General features: G+C 49.3%; 13 protein-coding genes. 11 read left to right on the forward strand and 2 right to left on the reverse strand.

Annotation, left to right across the window (positions count from 1 at the left end; genetic code table 11):
* The first annotated feature begins 113 nt into the window (after window positions 1–113).
* The 11 genes from BUB85_RS08715 (at window position 114) to BUB85_RS08765 (ending at window position 12923) form a co-directional block, all read left to right on the forward strand.
* Complete coding sequence (locus tag BUB85_RS08715; protein ID WP_073108654.1) at window positions 114–2312, forward strand: HlyD family efflux transporter periplasmic adaptor subunit; 2199 nt, start codon at window positions 114–116, stop codon at window positions 2310–2312.
* A gap of 12 nt (window positions 2313–2324) precedes the next feature.
* A complete protein-coding gene (locus tag BUB85_RS08720; protein WP_073108656.1) occupies window positions 2325–2999 on the forward strand; it encodes an ABC transporter ATP-binding protein in 675 nt (224 codons plus the stop codon).
* Entirely contained in the window at window positions 2996–4171 is a 1176-nt protein-coding gene (locus BUB85_RS08725; RefSeq protein WP_073108659.1) for an ABC transporter permease, read from the forward strand. Before BUB85_RS08720 ends, BUB85_RS08725 begins: the two co-directional genes overlap by 4 nt.
* A gap of 206 nt (window positions 4172–4377) precedes the next feature.
* Window positions 4378–4959, forward strand: a complete 582-nt coding sequence (locus BUB85_RS08730) for a hypothetical protein (protein ID WP_073108663.1) — start codon at window positions 4378–4380, stop codon at window positions 4957–4959.
* Window positions 4960–4979: 20 nt separating this feature from the next.
* A complete protein-coding gene (locus tag BUB85_RS08735) occupies window positions 4980–6191 on the forward strand; it encodes an acetate/propionate family kinase (protein WP_073108792.1) in 1212 nt (403 codons plus the stop codon).
* Window positions 6188–8803, forward strand: coding sequence for a DNA polymerase I (gene polA / locus BUB85_RS08740; RefSeq protein ID WP_073108666.1), 2616 nt, complete (start codon window positions 6188–6190; stop codon window positions 8801–8803). The genes BUB85_RS08735 and polA overlap by 4 nt, the downstream gene beginning before the upstream one ends.
* Window positions 8804–8846: 43 nt before the next feature.
* Window positions 8847–9455 carry a dephospho-CoA kinase gene (gene coaE / locus BUB85_RS08745; protein WP_073108672.1) on the forward strand — a complete coding sequence of 203 codons (609 nt, stop codon included), beginning with the start codon at window positions 8847–8849 and terminating at the stop codon, window positions 9453–9455.
* Window position 9456: 1 nt separating this feature from the next.
* Window positions 9457–10254 carry an MBL fold metallo-hydrolase gene (locus tag BUB85_RS08750; RefSeq protein WP_073108677.1) on the forward strand — a complete coding sequence of 266 codons (798 nt, stop codon included), beginning with the start codon at window positions 9457–9459 and terminating at the stop codon, window positions 10252–10254.
* 109 nt (window positions 10255–10363) lie between these two features.
* Window positions 10364–10636, forward strand: a complete 273-nt coding sequence (locus BUB85_RS08755) for an ACT domain-containing protein (protein WP_073108682.1) — start codon at window positions 10364–10366, stop codon at window positions 10634–10636.
* 23 nt (window positions 10637–10659) lie between these two features.
* A complete protein-coding gene (locus tag BUB85_RS08760; protein WP_073108687.1) occupies window positions 10660–12024 on the forward strand; it encodes a PFL family protein in 1365 nt (454 codons plus the stop codon).
* A gap of 47 nt (window positions 12025–12071) precedes the next feature.
* Window positions 12072–12923 (forward strand): DegV family protein, encoded by an 852-nt coding sequence (locus BUB85_RS08765; protein WP_073108693.1) that lies wholly within the window; start codon window positions 12072–12074, stop codon window positions 12921–12923.
* 44 nt (window positions 12924–12967) lie between these two features.
* Here BUB85_RS08765 and BUB85_RS08770 read toward each other — a convergent pair whose 3' ends face one another.
* Both BUB85_RS08770 and BUB85_RS08775 read right to left on the reverse strand, forming a co-directional pair.
* On the reverse strand, window positions 12968–14251 hold the full coding sequence (locus BUB85_RS08770) for a nucleotidyltransferase (protein WP_073108697.1): 1284 nt from the start codon (window positions 14249–14251) through the stop codon (window positions 12968–12970).
* Between the two features lie 218 nt (window positions 14252–14469).
* On the reverse strand, window positions 14470–15756 hold the full coding sequence (locus BUB85_RS08775) for a PLP-dependent aminotransferase family protein (protein ID WP_073108701.1): 1287 nt from the start codon (window positions 15754–15756) through the stop codon (window positions 14470–14472).
* Window positions 15757–15923 lie beyond the last annotated feature (167 nt).

Raw genomic sequence — 15923 nt, forward strand, 5'->3', positions numbered from 1 at the left:
TCACTCACTTAAAGTTCGCAGGTTGTTGCTAGACTTTAAAACGTGTATTACTTCAGTACATGGAGGCGCAACTGATTAACATGCTTAAATCACAGAAAATGCAGGAGGTAAGAATGAAGAGCGACATGACAGATCAGGAGACAAATGAGGGGATTACTGCGTTGGAAGAACTCCAGCAGACAGGCAGTCTGCCGGTTTCTGAAAATGACAGCATAGTAGTATATGAAGAAAAAGGAGAAAAAAAGAAATCTTTCTTTCGTAAATGGAAAAAACTTTCCAGGAAGAAACAAAAGAGAATTATCGGTGGTTCCGTTCTGCTGATTCTGATCCTTGCGGGAACCCTCACAGTGGTGGTGCTGGCGAAAAAGAAAAACAGTGCAGCTGCAACAATGACGGTTCAGGCGGCAACCGCGGAGAGCGGGAGTATCAGTTCCACGGTGGTGGGAACCGGCAGCCTTGCGTCCGCAGGTACGGTGGATGTGATTGTCCCAACCGGGATCAAGGTGGACACCGTATCCGTCGCGAGCGGTGACAGCGTGACCGCGGGGCAGACCATTGCGACGCTGAATCAGGCGTCAATTGCAAGCGAGATGATCAGCGTGCAGGAGAGTATCGATTCCATTGATGAACAGCTCAGTGATTCCACTCTCAGTGCACTTGAGATTGAGGAACTGAACGGCGAGCGTACGGATCTGGCGGAGGCACTGTCTACGTTGACTGCACTTCACGACAATCCGGTAATCACTGCGACGACAAACGGAATCATCGGTACGGTCAGCATTGCAAATGATACGGAGATTACAAAATCCTCCGGGACTTCCTCAGGGGCTTCCACTGGCAGTACTTCGTCTGGCAGTCAGACCAGCTCGGCAGATGTGGAAACCGTGAAAGTGAGTGCAAAGCAGGCGACGGCACAGCTTCTGAATCTGTCCACGACGACTGGGACAACTGCATCCGCCGACGCTGACACATCCAGAGAGGCTGAGGAAACGGCGGTTTACAGTACACCGACAGAAACGGAAGATGGGGATGACACGGAAGGGAGCGTTGAAACTGAGGGGGAGGATGACGCGGTGACAGCAGTGGATCTGCCGATATCCATCCAGAAGTTTGAAAAGCTGAAAATTACCGCGCCAAAAAAAGATGCGAAACCACAGACCAAAATAACAGAGACCGATGAATATACGGGAGAAATCACATGGGACTGTACAAACGAGAAGTTCAGTGCAGGAACCGTATATACGGCGACCATTCTGTTGACGGCGAAGGACGGATATGCGTTTGATAAGGCATATCTTCCGGTGATTGATAATTCTACTTACAACTGGGATTTTGTGTCCGGAGATTCCGGTGAGAATGGTAATATACTTCGGATTGTTGCTACTTTTGAACGGACCGAAAGTGAAAAAGCAGATTCTTCCGGGTCCGGCAATTCGGGGGACAGCGGGAGCGACTCAGATACACAGTCCGGTTCCGGAAGTGACGGGACCATGTCCAATACACAGTCCGGCTCCGGCAGTAATGGGACAGCATCCAACAGTCAGTCGGAGACTGCAAACGGCAATACAGCCTCTGGTTCCGATGAGAACACACAATCTGCCACTGGGTCAGGTTCCTCCGGAACCGTGAGCTCCGGAAGTTCGGATTCATCGACATCATCCAGTGCCGAGCTGTACAGCAGCTACGAGACGGCAGCGTGCACGATCCAGAGCCAGGACAATGTGGTCATTTCGGTGAATGTAGATGAACTGGATATCCTGTCCGTAAAAACCGGACAGACGGCAGCGATCACACTCGATGCGCTGGATGATCAGACATTTACAGGAACCATCACCAGCGTGGCCGAGACCGCATCCTCCAGCAGCTCCTCCAGCAGCGGAAGTGCAAAGTATGTGGTGAAAATCACGCTTCCCAAGGATGAGAATATGAAGATTGGCATGACTGCATCGGCGACAATTAATATCGCTGAGTCGGACAATGCGGTTCTGATTCCCATCTCCGCACTGCAGGAAAAAGGAAATGCAACGTTTGTGTATACGAAAAAAGACGATGACGGCAGTCTGTCAGGGGAAGTGGAGGTCGAGACCGGTCTTTCCAACAGCAGTCAGGTTGAGATTGTGAGTGGTCTGAGTGAAGGCGATACGGTGTATTACCTGAAGACCGAAAGTACAGACAGTTCCTCAGATATGGGAGGAATGATGGGCGGTGAGATGCCTGGCGGCGGTGACATGGGCGGCGATATGGGCGGAGGCCAGAGCGGCGAGAGGCCAGATGGCGGCGGTCAGGGCGGCGGTCAGGCACCGGGGCAATAGAAGGGGGAGCATATGATAAAATTTGACGACGTTTCAAAAATTTATACCATCGGAGATGCCGAAGTCCGTGCACTTGACCACGCCAGCATGCACATCCGGCAGGGGGAGTTCGTCAGCATCATCGGCCCCTCGGGAAGTGGGAAGTCTACGCTGATGAATATCATCGGGTGCCTGGACATGGCGGATGAAGGGCAGTATTATCTGGATGGCCAGCCCATCGAAGAATATACAGAGACAGAACTGGCACATATCCGAAACAAAAAAATCGGATTCATTTTTCAGAGCTTTAATCTGATTGGCAATATGACTGCAGAGGAGAATGTAGAGCTGCCACTGATCTATCAGCGTATTCCAAAGCATGAGCGCCGGATGCTTGTGAAGGAGGCACTGGAGCGGGTGCAGCTTGCGGGACGGATGCACCACAGGCCGAACGAAATGTCAGGCGGACAGCAGCAGCGGGTGGCAATCGCCCGGGCAATTGCATCCAAACCATCGCTGTTTCTCGCAGATGAGCCCACCGGTAATCTGGATTCCGCAACCGGAAAAGAAATTATGGAGTTGTTTCACGAACTCCACAGTCAGGGCAATACCATAGTCCTGATCACCCATGATGAACTGGTGGCAAAGCAGGCTGTCCGAAGCATCCGGATTTTTGACGGACATGTGGAGGAGGTGAGAAAATCATGATTCTGCAGTCTTTAAAAATGGCGTGGAAATCGATTACCTCGAACAAGATGCGCTCCTTTCTGACGATGCTCGGCATCATCATCGGCGTAGTCTCACTCGTGGTTTTGGTTTCTCTCGCCAATGGGGCGACTTCCTCCGTGACAGATTCCATCAACAGCCTGGGAACGAACCTGCTGACGGTATCCATATCCGATGACAAGGACAATCCGCTGAAGCTCTCAGAGCTGAACGACTTTATTGACAACGACGATTTGTCGGAGATCGCACCGGTCGCACAATCCAGTGTGACGGCATCCAGCACCTATTCCGAGGAGTCAGTCACTGTTTACGGGACGACCGGTGCCTATGCAGATATTCAGGGGCTGGAGCCCGGCACAGGCAGATTTCTGAAAAGCACGGATGTGGAGAATCACACCAATGTGATCGTCATCAATAACACCGTTGCAACCGAGGTGATGGGCCGTTCGAATGTAGTGGGAGAGAACATCAAATTAAATGGAACCAGCTTTGAAATCATCGGCGTGCTGGCCGCGGAGGATGACTCCGAGGATGCGGCCAGCGTCTATGAGGCTTACATTCCATATACTTCGCTGATTCGACTGACGGACAGCGTCTCCACAGAGATTACCACTTTCTGCGTCTCGGCAGCCAGTGAGGACTCGATGGACCAGGCGGAAAATACGTTGACCAGTCTGATGCTGACGAGATTCGGGGACGATGAAGACGCATTTACCATCATCAATCAGTCTTCCGTGATGGAAGCCATGGAGAGCGTCACGAACACTCTGGCGCTTCTTCTGGGAGGAATTGCAGCGATTTCACTGTTGGTCGGCGGCATTGGCATCATGAACATCATGCTTGTCTCTGTGACAGAGCGAACCAGAGAGATTGGAATCCGCAAGGCAATCGGTGCCGGGCGGGCGACCATTATGCTGCAGTTTCTGATCGAGGCACTTCTGGTCAGCCTTCTGGGATGTATGATCGGGATTGGATTCTCCTGGATGATCATTCAGATCGTCAACATCGTGGGTGACGTATCGTATGCGATGTCACTGTCGGTGGTGTGGCTCTCCATGGGATTTTCCATGTTGATCGGCGTTATGTTCGGCCTGTACCCGGCCAACAAAGCAGCGAAGAAAAAACCGATTGATGCCCTGCGGTATACAGGGTGATCAATCACGTTACAACCGAAGAAAATTCATAAAAAGCAGCGAAGCGGATTGTTCATATTTCTTTTTTGAACGTCCGTTTTCGTCCTTCTTTTATTGTTCATTTCTATTTCATTTTTCATATGCTCCTTGAGAAACATGTTGTTTCATGTTAAAATAAAAATATTGTGATTGCGTGGATAAACGGGCTGGAAAGGTGATGTATCGGTTTGAAAAAAGACGTTCGGAAGAAAGAAAAGAAAAAAGACAGGCTGAAAAAAGATAAAAAAATAAAAGATGCAAAGAATAAGAAGATAAAGAAGAAAAAGCCGGATTCTGGGAAGTCAGAGCAGACGGTCATACACAAAGTGGAGGTGCAGATCCGTGTCTGTGATGACCGGTCCATTGATGTGCTGAAAATTCAGCCGGCAGTGGAGACGGCGGCGGACGATCTGCATGAAACCATTGTCCAGGATGTCCAGCGTGCACTGGAGGAATACAGTGAGCGCATGTGTCAGGAATACAGTGAAACGGACAAAAAAGGCGAAGCAGATCGTCTTTCAAAAAATGGAGCGCGTATTGTGGGACTCCACGAATCCACGAACAAATATGCGAACAAATGGTTTACAGACGAATTTACGGAAAACAACTGCGCCACCTGTCGGTATGGGGACCGGGGCGAGGGCAGCCATCCCTGCAGAGCATGCCTGGCAGACCGTGCGGGAAATGACAGCAAATACAGCAAATGGGAGCCGCAGACAGAAAAAGGGAAGGGCGAGAAGCCCGCGCAGCGTCTGATATCTATCTTTTAAGAGAGGGAATGGTACCACATATGAAAATTTTGATTATCAACAGCGGAAGTTCTTCATTGAAATTTCAGGTGATCGAGACGGATACGGATGATGTTCTCGCCAAGGGACTTTGCGAACGGATCGGTATCGACGGGAAGTTCCGTTACAAGAATAAGGACGGAAAGTCTCTCAAAGAGCAGGTTGTCATGGAAGATCATGTACAGGCGGTTAATCATCTGCTGAAGATTCTGAAAGACTTGGAATATGGTGTGATCACCGATTACAGTGAGATTGATGTAATCGGACACCGTTTGGTGCACGGGGGCGAAAAATTCACGGGCTCGGTACTGATCACGGACGAGGTGGTGGATGCCATGCGCGAGTTCAATGATCTGGCTCCGCTTCACAACCCGGCGAATCTGGTCGGAATCGAGGCCTGCCAGAAACTGATGCCGGACACCCCTATGGCCGGTGTGTTTGACACCGCATTTAACCAGACGATGCCGATGAAGGCATTTTTATATGGCATTCCTTATGAATATTATGAAAAATACAAAGTCCGCCGTTACGGATTCCACGGTATCAGCCATCAGTACGTATCAAGACGGGCCGCTGAGTTCATGGATCAGGACTATGAGAGTGTGAAGACCATCGTTTGTCATCTTGGCAACGGGGCGAGCATCTGTGCGGTCAAATTCGGAAAAGTGGTCGACAATTCTATGGGATTTACCCCGCTGGAGGGGCTGGTCATGGGAACCCGTTCCGGAGATGTGGATGCCGGTGTGCTGGAATATCTCGCCAAGAAGGAAGACATGAGTCTCGCGGACCTGATGAATATGCTGAATAAAAAGTCGGGGGTTCTGGGGCTGAGTAAAAACTTTTCCAGCGATTTCAGGGAGCTTACTGCTGCCCAGTACAAAGGAAATTACAAAGCGATTTCCGCGCGGGAAATATTCGCATACAAGGTGGCAAAGTACATTGGCAGCTACGCCGCGGCTATGAACGGGGTGGACAATATTGTGTTCACGGCAGGCGTGGGAGAGAATGATATCGACATGCGGGAAGAAATCTGCAGTTATCTCACCTATCTCGGCGTAACCATCGATGAGGTGCGCAACCGGGAGCAGGGGAAAGAAGTGCGTTTATCCAGACGCGGGGCACCGGTCAATGTGCTGGTGATTCCGACAAACGAAGAGCTGGAGATCGCGCGGGAAGTGACAAAAGTAATGGAACAGCAAAAGGAGCTCAGATGAGAGAGAAAATAGTATTGATAGACGGTCATAGTATCCTGAACAGGGCATTTTACGGAATCCCGGATCTGACCAACGCCGAGGGGCTGCACACCAATGCAATCTATGGCTTTTTAAATATTTTATTTAAGATACTGGAGGAAGAAAAGCCGGAGTACCTGACCGTGACGTTTGATGTGCATGCGCCGACATTTCGCCACGAGATGTACAAGGAGTACAAGGGGACCAGAAAACCAATGGCAGAGGAACTGCGTCAGCAGGTTCCGGTAATCAAGGAAGTTCTGCAGGCGATGAATGTCGAGATAATAGAACAGGCCGGACTGGAGGCGGACGATCTGCTGGGAACCCTATCCAGACGGTGCGAGGAGAACGGGATGGATGTCGCAATCATCTCCGGGGATCGGGATACCCTGCAGCTTGCGACAGAGCATGTGAAAATCCGTATTCCGAAGACGAAGCAGGGAAAGACTGAGGTGGAGGATTATCTGGCGGCGGACGTAAAAGAGCGCTATCAGGTTACTCCGACCGAATTTATTGATGTCAAGGCGCTGATGGGGGATACGGCGGATAATATTCCAGGCGTGCCGGGAATTGGCGAGAAGACTGCCACGAAGATCATTGTGGACTACGGTTCCATCGAGAACGCTTACGCGCATGTGGATGAACTGAAGCCTCCGAGAGCGAGCAAGAATCTCAAGGAGTTCTGGGAGCAGGCGAAGCTCAGCAAGACCCTTGCCACCATCGAGGTCAACGCGGACATCGCGTTTGATCTGGAGGGAGCAAAGCACGGGAACCTCTATACCAAGGAGGCTTACGATTATTTTCAGGAGCTGCAGTTCAAGAATCTGCTCGCCCGGTTCGACGTGGAGGCGACCGTCAACGATGTGGAGCAGTATTTCTGTGAAATCGTGGACAGGAAGAAGGCGGAAGAGATCTTTGAACGCGCCGGAAGGGCAGACGTGGTCGGTATTGCATTTTCAGAGGATAACGAGAACCTGCTGCCGCTGTTTGCCCATACTTCCGGGTACGGAAGAGTTTCACTCGCCTTCGGTGAGCAGGAGGTCTATACCATTCCCTGCGGCGACGACCTGCCGATGGAGTATCTGTTTGAGCGGGTATCCGGGATCGCCAATGACGTGGAGACATTCTCCGTGTTCAACCTGAAGGAGGTACTCTCCCTGCTGGATGTGCGGAGTGAAGAGTATTGCTTTGACGGAATCATTGCCGCCTATCTTCTGAATCCACTGAAGAACGATTATCAGTTTGAGGATGTGGCGCGGGAACAGTTGAATCTGACGGTCGACAGTCAGGTGACCGGCAAGGAACTGTCCTGTTATGAGGCTTACACCGCATTTGCGGCGGTGAAGCCGCTGCGGGCACATCTGGAAGAGACCGGAATGAAAAAAATGTTCGATGAGATTGAGATGCCGCTGCTCTTTACGCTGTTTCACATGGAGCAGGCAGGAGTCCGGGTCGAGGCGGATGAGCTGCGCGTATACGGGGAAGAGCTGGGGGCACAGATCGTTGTGCTGGAAAAAGAAATTTACGAGATGGCAGGGGAGATGTTCAATATCAATTCCCCGAAGCAGCTCGGTGTGATCCTCTTCGAGAAGATGGGACTGCCCAACGGGAAAAAGACGAAGACCGGGTACTCCACGGCGGCCGGTGCTTTAGAGAAGCTCGCGCCGGAATATCCGATCGTGGACAAGATATTGGAGTACAGACAGCTGTCAAAATTAAAATCCACCTACGCGGACGGCCTTGCCAATTTTATCGGCCTGGACGGCCGTATCCATGGTAAGTTCCATCAGACGATTACCGCAACGGGACGGATCAGCAGCACGGAGCCGAATCTGCAGAACATTCCAATCCGTATGGAGCTGGGGCGTCTGATCCGAAAGGTATTTATTCCAGATGAGGATTATGTTTTTGTGGATGCCGACTACTCCCAGATTGAACTGCGTATCCTGGCCCACTGTTCCGGGGACGAACAGCTGATTCAGGCGTACCGGGAGGCACGGGATATCCATCGGATGACGGCCTCTCAGGTGTTTCACATTCCGTTTGACGAGGTGACAGATCTGGAGCGGCGCAACGCCAAGGCAGTCAATTTCGGAATCGTGTACGGAATCAGTTCCTTCGGACTGAGCCGGAATATCAGTATCACGAGAAAAGAGGCGGCACAGTATATTGAGAGTTATTTTGAGACCTATCCCGGCATCAAAAAGTTTCTGGATGACGCTGTGAAGCAGGCGAAAGAGGAAGGGTATGTCACCACCTTATTCGGCAGGAGAAGACCGGTTCCAGAGCTTGCGTCCAGCAATTTCATGCAGCGCTCCTTCGGGGAACGTGTGGCTATGAACGCCCCTATTCAGGGAACCGCGGCAGACATCATGAAGATTGCCATGATCAGGGTGGATCAGGCGCTGCGGGCGAACCACATGAAGTCCCGACTTCTGATCCAGGTGCATGATGAGCTTCTGGTGGAGACACACAAGGATGAACTCCAGGCAGTGGAGGCAATCCTGAAGCGCGAGATGGAGGGAGCCGCAGAGCTTGCGGTACCTCTGGACATCGACATGCACCATGGCAGCAACTGGTATGAGGCAAAATAATCTACAGCAGAGTCATATAAGGAAAGAACAGCAGGAGATAAACATGATTATAATAGGAATAACCGGAGGTGTAGGATCCGGAAAAAGTATGGTGCTGCGCTATCTGGAACGCGAGCACAGTGCTGCGATCTGCAAGGCAGACGAGGTGGCAAAGCTGCTGCAGCAATCCGGTCAGCCAGTGTTTGAAGCGATGGTGGAGCATTTTGGCCTGGGCATCGTCAACGAGAGCGGGGAACTGGACCGGGAGCAGCTGCGCGGGTTCGTGTTTGAGGATGAGCAGGAAATGCAGTTTCTGAACAGCCTGATCCACCCGAAGGTGAAGGAATATATTCTGCATGAGATAGAGCAGCAGAAAAACAGACACACGAAACTGTTCGTCGTGGAGGCGGCACTGCTAATCGAAGAAAATTATGATGCGGTTTGTGACGAGATGTGGTATATTCATACAGATGAGTCGATCCGGCGCAACCGTCTGAAGGTGTCACGCGGCTATACGGACAGCCAGATTGACGCGATTATCGGCAAGCAGCAGACGGAATCCGTTTTCCGTGCAAAATGCCAGACCACGATTGAAAACGGCGGAGATTTTGAGGAAACCAAGGCTCAGATTATAGAGCGCATTCAAATACTAGAAAGAAAAATGGAGAAATAAAATGAGATTATGTAGTATCGCCAGCGGAAGCAGCGGAAATTGTATCTATGTCGGAAGTGAACACACACATCTGCTTGTGGATACGGGCATCAGCAAAAAAAGAATTGATGCCGGTTTGAAAGAACTGGACGTCAAGGGAGAGGAATTGGATGGGATTCTGATTACCCATGAACATTCAGACCACATACAGGGACTGGGAGTGTTCAGCCGTAAATACGAGATTCCAATCTATGCGACGGAGGGAACCATTGCGGGAATCCGTCAGTATAAAAGCCTGGGCTGTATGCCGGACGGACTGCTTCATGAAGTGAAGGTCGACCAGCCCTTCTCGCTGGGCGATATCGAGGTGGAACCCTTCCGGATATCCCATGATGCGCGACAGCCCTCCGGCTATCGCCTCAACAGCAATGACCGTTCCGTGGCCGTCGCGACTGATCTGGGGATCTATGACGACTACACGGTGTCCAAGCTCCGCAACCTGGATGCGATTCTGCTGGAGGCCAATCATGACATACATATGCTGGAGGTCGGACCATATCCTTACCCGTTGAAACGCAGAGTTATGGGCGACACGGGACATTTGTCAAATGAATTGTCAGGCAGACTTCTTTGTGATATACTACATGATAATCTGAAACACATCGTGCTGGGGCATCTCAGCAAAGAGAACAATTATGCAAGACTGGCGTATGAGACAGTGAAACTGGAGGTGACACTGTCAGACGTTGATTATAAGGGAGAGGATCTGGATATCACGGTCGCGGGCCGCGATACAATATCGGATATTTTCGAACTATAATCAGAGCGTCTGAATTTTAAAAAGTATGCAGACGAAGCAAAACAGAAGGTTCGCAAAGTTTCAGAGAATAAACAGGTAGTTAGCCAGGAGATGAATTGGAGGAAAAACAATGAGAAAATGTGTCGTAACAGTAGTCGGTAAAGATACCGTGGGAATTATAGGGCGGGTATGTACTTATCTCGCAGAGAACAAAGTAAACATTCTGGATATCTCCCAGACGATCGTACAGGATTATTTCAATATGATGATGATCGTGGATGTGACAAAAATTGAAAAAGATTTCAGCGTGATGGGAAAAGAACTGGAGACTCTAGGTGAAGAGATCGGAGTAAAGATCAATATCCAGAGAGAAGAAATCTTTGAGAAAATGCACAGACTGTAGGATATGAAGGCGAGGAGAACATTATGATAAATATGTATGAGGTCTCAGAGACCAATAAGATGATTGAGCATGAGAACCTGGATGTCCGCACCATTACGCTGGGAATCAGTCTGCTTGACTGTATTGATTCCGATCTGGAAGTGTTGAACAACAATATATACAACAAAATCACAACCGTGGCAAAGGATCTGGTTTCGACCGGAAAGGATATTGAGGAAGAGTTTGGAATCCCAATCGTCAACAAGCGAATTTCTATTACTCCGATTTCCCTGATCGGTGCGGCGGCATGTAAATCTGCAGAAGATTTTGTGACCATTGCCAAAACGCTGGACCGTGCGGCAAGCACTGTCGGTGTGAATTTTATCGGTGGATACTCTGCACTGGTAAACAAGGGAATGACACAGAGCGATGAATATCTAATCCGCTCCATTCCACAGGCACTGGCCCAGACGGAAAGAATCTGCAGTTCTGTCAATGTCGGTTCCACCAAATGCGGAATCAACATGGATGCGGTACGTCTGTGCGGAGAAATCGTAAAGCAGACAGCGGAGGCGACAAAGGATAACGATTCTCTCGGCTGCGCGAAGCTGGTAATCTTCTGCAATGCCCCGGATGACAATCCGTTTATGGCGGGTGCATTTCTCGGTGTAACCGAGGCCGACGCGATCATCAATGTAGGCGTCAGCGGTCCTGGAGTAGTAAAAAAGGCTTTGGAAGAAGTGCGCGGGCAGGGCTTTGAACAGCTCTGCGAGATGATCAAAAAGACAGCGTTCAAGGTGACCCGTGTGGGACAGCTTGTGGCTGGAGAGGCTTCCAGGCGTCTGCACATCCCGTTCGGAATCATTGACCTGTCTCTGGCACCGACTCCGGCAATCGGAGATTCCGTGGCTGAGATTTTGGAAGAAATCGGTCTGGAGCGTGTAGGGGCGCCGGGAACAACCGCGGCACTTGCCATGCTTAACGATCAGGTGAAAAAGGGCGGTGTTATGGCATCCTCTTATGTCGGCGGACTGAGCGGCGCATTTATCCCGGTCAGCGAGGACCAGGGGATGATTGATGCGGTGAATGCCGGATCCCTTACCCTTGAAAAGCTGGAGGCAATGACCTGTGTATGTTCGGTCGGACTTGACATGATTGCGATTCCGGGTAAGACGAGCGCCAGCACCATCTCCGGTATCATTGCCGATGAGATGGCAATCGGTATGGTCAATCAGAAGACAACTGCAGTTCGTCTGATTCCGGTTATCGGAAAAGATGTGGGTGATACGGCAGAATTTGGCGGCCTGCTTGGATATGCTCCAATCATGCCGGTCAACGAATTTGGATGCGAAGACTTCATCAACAGAAAAGGAAGAATCCCAGCCCCGATCCACAGCTTTAAAAATTAATAAAAGATTGTTTTTACGTTCAACACAGGCAACTTGGGAGGAAATTTATGAAAAAAATTGCAATAGTAACAGACAGCAACAGTGGAATCACACAGGCAATGGGAAAAGAACTGGGTGTTTTCGTTTTGCCGATGCCTTTTTATATCGATGAGGAACTCTATTTTGAGGAGATTACTCTGACGCAGGAAGGATTTTACAAAAGGCTCGGAGAAGACTCGGATATTTCGACATCACAACCATCGCCGGGAGATGTGATGGGACTGTGGGATGAAATACTCAAGGATTATGACGAGCTGGTGTATATTCCAATGTCCAGCGGGCTGAGCAGTTCCTGTGGCACTGCGCAGGCTTTGGCTATGGACTATGATGGAAAAGTGGAAGTGGTAGACAATCAGAGAGTGTCTGTCACACAGCATCAGGCTGTTCTGGATGCAATCCATCTGCGCGATAATGGACGTAGTGCAAAGAAAATCAAAGATGTTCTGGAAAAAGATAAACTGGAAGCCAGCATTTATATTACGGTGGATACTTTAAAATATCTGAAAAAGGGTGGACGGATCACACCGGCTGCGGCGGCATTGGGTACGGCTCTGAATCTGAAGCCGGTACTTCAAATCCAGGGTGAAAAGCTGGATTCCTTCGCGAAGGTACGTGGTTGGAAAGCGGCAAAAAAGACGATGCTGAAGGCCATCGATAAAGATCTGAAGGATCGCTTCTCAGGAAAAAAAGTTCATCTCGGAATGGCCTATACCTGCTCTCAGGAGGAGGCACAGGAGTGGAAGGCTGAGATTATGGCGAAGTTCCCGGATTATGAAATTCTGGAGGGACCACTGTCACTGAGTGTTGCCTGTCACATTGGCCCGGGCGCCATGGCTATCACGGTGATGAAATACGAATAAATCCAACAAACCGGATAAAAGAAACAGGTAATCCGTGTCCTGAATCAGACACGAATTACCTGTTTTGTATATTCGTTTTCAAATGTTGTCTTATAGCGTTCTGTTACGACAGATTCATACAGGTCTGCGGCGAAAATATCTCTTTTTAGCATGTGCAGCCCGGTAGAAGCAATTTCGTCCGTATTGGTCAGCTTTGTAAGCAGCGGGAGAGTGCTCTTTTTATGAATGGCCGTTAGAATCTTCTGGCTATCTTTCCGAAAACCAAGCAGATGTGCATAATAATGCATGTTTTCTTTCTGATACATCTTATAATCCGATTCCTTGATGCCCAGCAGAATATGAAGCAGTGCGCGGTTGATGCGCGTGTAGGTCAGTTCTTTTGTCTTCAGCTGCTCACAGAATTGTGTGTAGCTGAGAAAATAATTCTGATTTTTCTTGATCCGGCGGGCCAGCTCCTCCGATACGTCCATATATTTGCACAGTCCTCTTGTGGATTTGCTGAGCAGGCGATATTTTAATAGAAGCGAAAAATCATCCTGATAGACAGGATAATGCAGATGATAGTTGTCTTTGAGTAATTCCAGGCAGGATTTTGGGACCTGATATTCCAGTTCACCGAGAATGCTGCCAAATTCCATGGCATCCAGCCCCAACGGATGCTCGATGTGCATGGCACTGCCCGAATAAGCCAGCAGATTGCGGATCGCGGTGGCCGAGCTGAAGGTCTTGTGCAGCGTGTCATCATGATAGTTGGATTCCCGGCGTTTGATCGTGTAGGGGACAATGGAGCTGTTAAACATCAGCAGGGCCTTCAGATACTCGATTCCGAGAATGTTGTTGGGATCTCCCAGAATGACGGAGCAGTCCTCACGTTTCATCAGTCGGGAAATCGCTTCCTGCCTGGCGGTTGGGAAGGAATGCCCGGCTCTCAGCCCTTCTTTTAAAACTGTTTTGTATTCTTTTGGTTCGCTGGCGAGAATTTCGGCAATTTTCTGCATATCCTCCAGATTATTGCATTCACTTCCGAAACAAATGGCATCAACCACTCCGAGACTGTCCAGAAGAGAAACGGCTCCCATTGCGAATCTCTCGGCGCTGCCGGTGGCATAGCAGACCGGCAATTCAAACACGGCGCTGGCACCGCAGCGCAATGCCATCTCGGCACGCAGATGCTTTGGCATGATGGCTGGCGCTCCGCGCTGCACAAAGTCACCGCTCATCACCACGATGACATGGGTTGCCCCTGTTATTTTTTTTGCCTGCTCAATATGATAGAGATGTCCGTTGTGAAAAGGGTTATATTCTGTAATCAATCCAACTGTTTTCATAAAAACTCCTTTCGATACTGCGAATACTATTTTTGAATTTCGTCAGGCAGTTTGTGTTTCTGCACCGTTCGTTACCATCATTATACACAAAAACGGAAGAAAAAGACATCCCCTAAATTGGACAGGATGCTTTCTGGAGCCGCCGCAGTGAATCGCGGAGTCTGCATGAAAGAAACCTGACAAACAAGAGGATGTCTTTTGTTTCTGCCTGAGGAGCTTTATTTATTTTCCAGAAGTTTATCAATGCTTACCAGTTTTACACTGGTTACGAAGATATCAGCCGCAATTGCAAGTTCTTCCGGCGTAGGGAAGGATGGTGCAATACGGATATTGCTGTCCGCAGGATCCTTTCCGTAAGGGAACGTCGCACCGGCACCGGTCATAACCAGGCCTGCTTCTTTCGCTTTTGCAACGATTGCCTTTGCACAGCCGTCCAGCGCGTCAAAGGAAATAAAATAACCACCCTTCGGAGCAATCCAGTTTCCGATTTCCAGCCCTGTGAGTTCGCTGTCAAGTACCTGGAGTACCGCTTCAAACTTCGGACGAAGGATCGCAGCGTGCTTGCGCATGTGCTCGCGCATTCCATCCATATCTTTGAAGAAACGTACGTGACGAAGCTGGTTTAACTTATCGTGTCCGATGGTCTGGTATTTCATGTGTTTTTTGAAATCAGCCAGGTTGGCACTGGAAGCAGCAACCGCAGCAACACCAGAACCAGGGAAACTCACCTTGGAGGTGGAGATAAATTTATACACCAGATCTGGGTTTCCTGCTTTTTCACATTCTTCCAGCAGTTCCAGAATCACATCCGGATCATCATCATAAAGATGATGGATGGAATAAGCATTATCCCAGAAAATCCGGAAATCAGGAGCAGCCGGCTTCAGATGTGCGAATCTTCTGACTGTCTCGTCTGAATAAGAGATTCCCTGTGGATTGGAATACTTCGGAACACACCAGATTCCTTTGATAGAATCATCCTCGCTGACTAATTTTTCTACGATATCCATGTCCGGTCCGGTTGGGAGCATTGGGACATTGACCATCTCTATTCCAAAATATTCAGTAATTCCGAAATGTCTGTCATAGCCAGGAACAGGACATAAAAACTTTACCTTGTCGAGCCTGCACCATGGTGTGTGGCCAAGAACACCGTGTGTCATACATCTTGAGACAGTGTCAAACATAACATTCAGACTGGAGTTTCCATAAATGATTACTTTATCCATGCTGACTTCCGACATATCGGCGAGCAGTCGTTTGGCATCCTTGATGCCGTCAAGGCTTCCATAGTTACGGCAGTCAACGCCTTCCTCGCTCTTTAAATCACACTGACTATTTAAAACATCCATCATACCGTTTGAAAGATTGAGCTGGGCAGCCGCCGGCTTTCCGCGGGACATGTCGAGGGACAGCCCCTTTGCTTTTACCTCATTGAACTTCACTTCCAATTCTGATCTCATGGATAACAATTCATCTTTACTTAACTGACTGTAGGGTTTCATAGATACATCCTCCTGAAAATAAAATAATGTGCAACTGTTCAAAGACTTATTTGAACAATTCTGCTGATTTCAACATACCGCTGTCATTTTAGCATAACAAATGACAGTATGGCAAGCATAACTTGCAAAAACATAGATTTTTTTCGGCATAAAGCGAAGAATATTGC

This window comes from Hespellia stercorisuis DSM 15480 (assembly GCF_900142165.1).
Classification (GTDB): Bacteria; Bacillota; Clostridia; order Lachnospirales; family Lachnospiraceae; genus Hespellia; species Hespellia stercorisuis.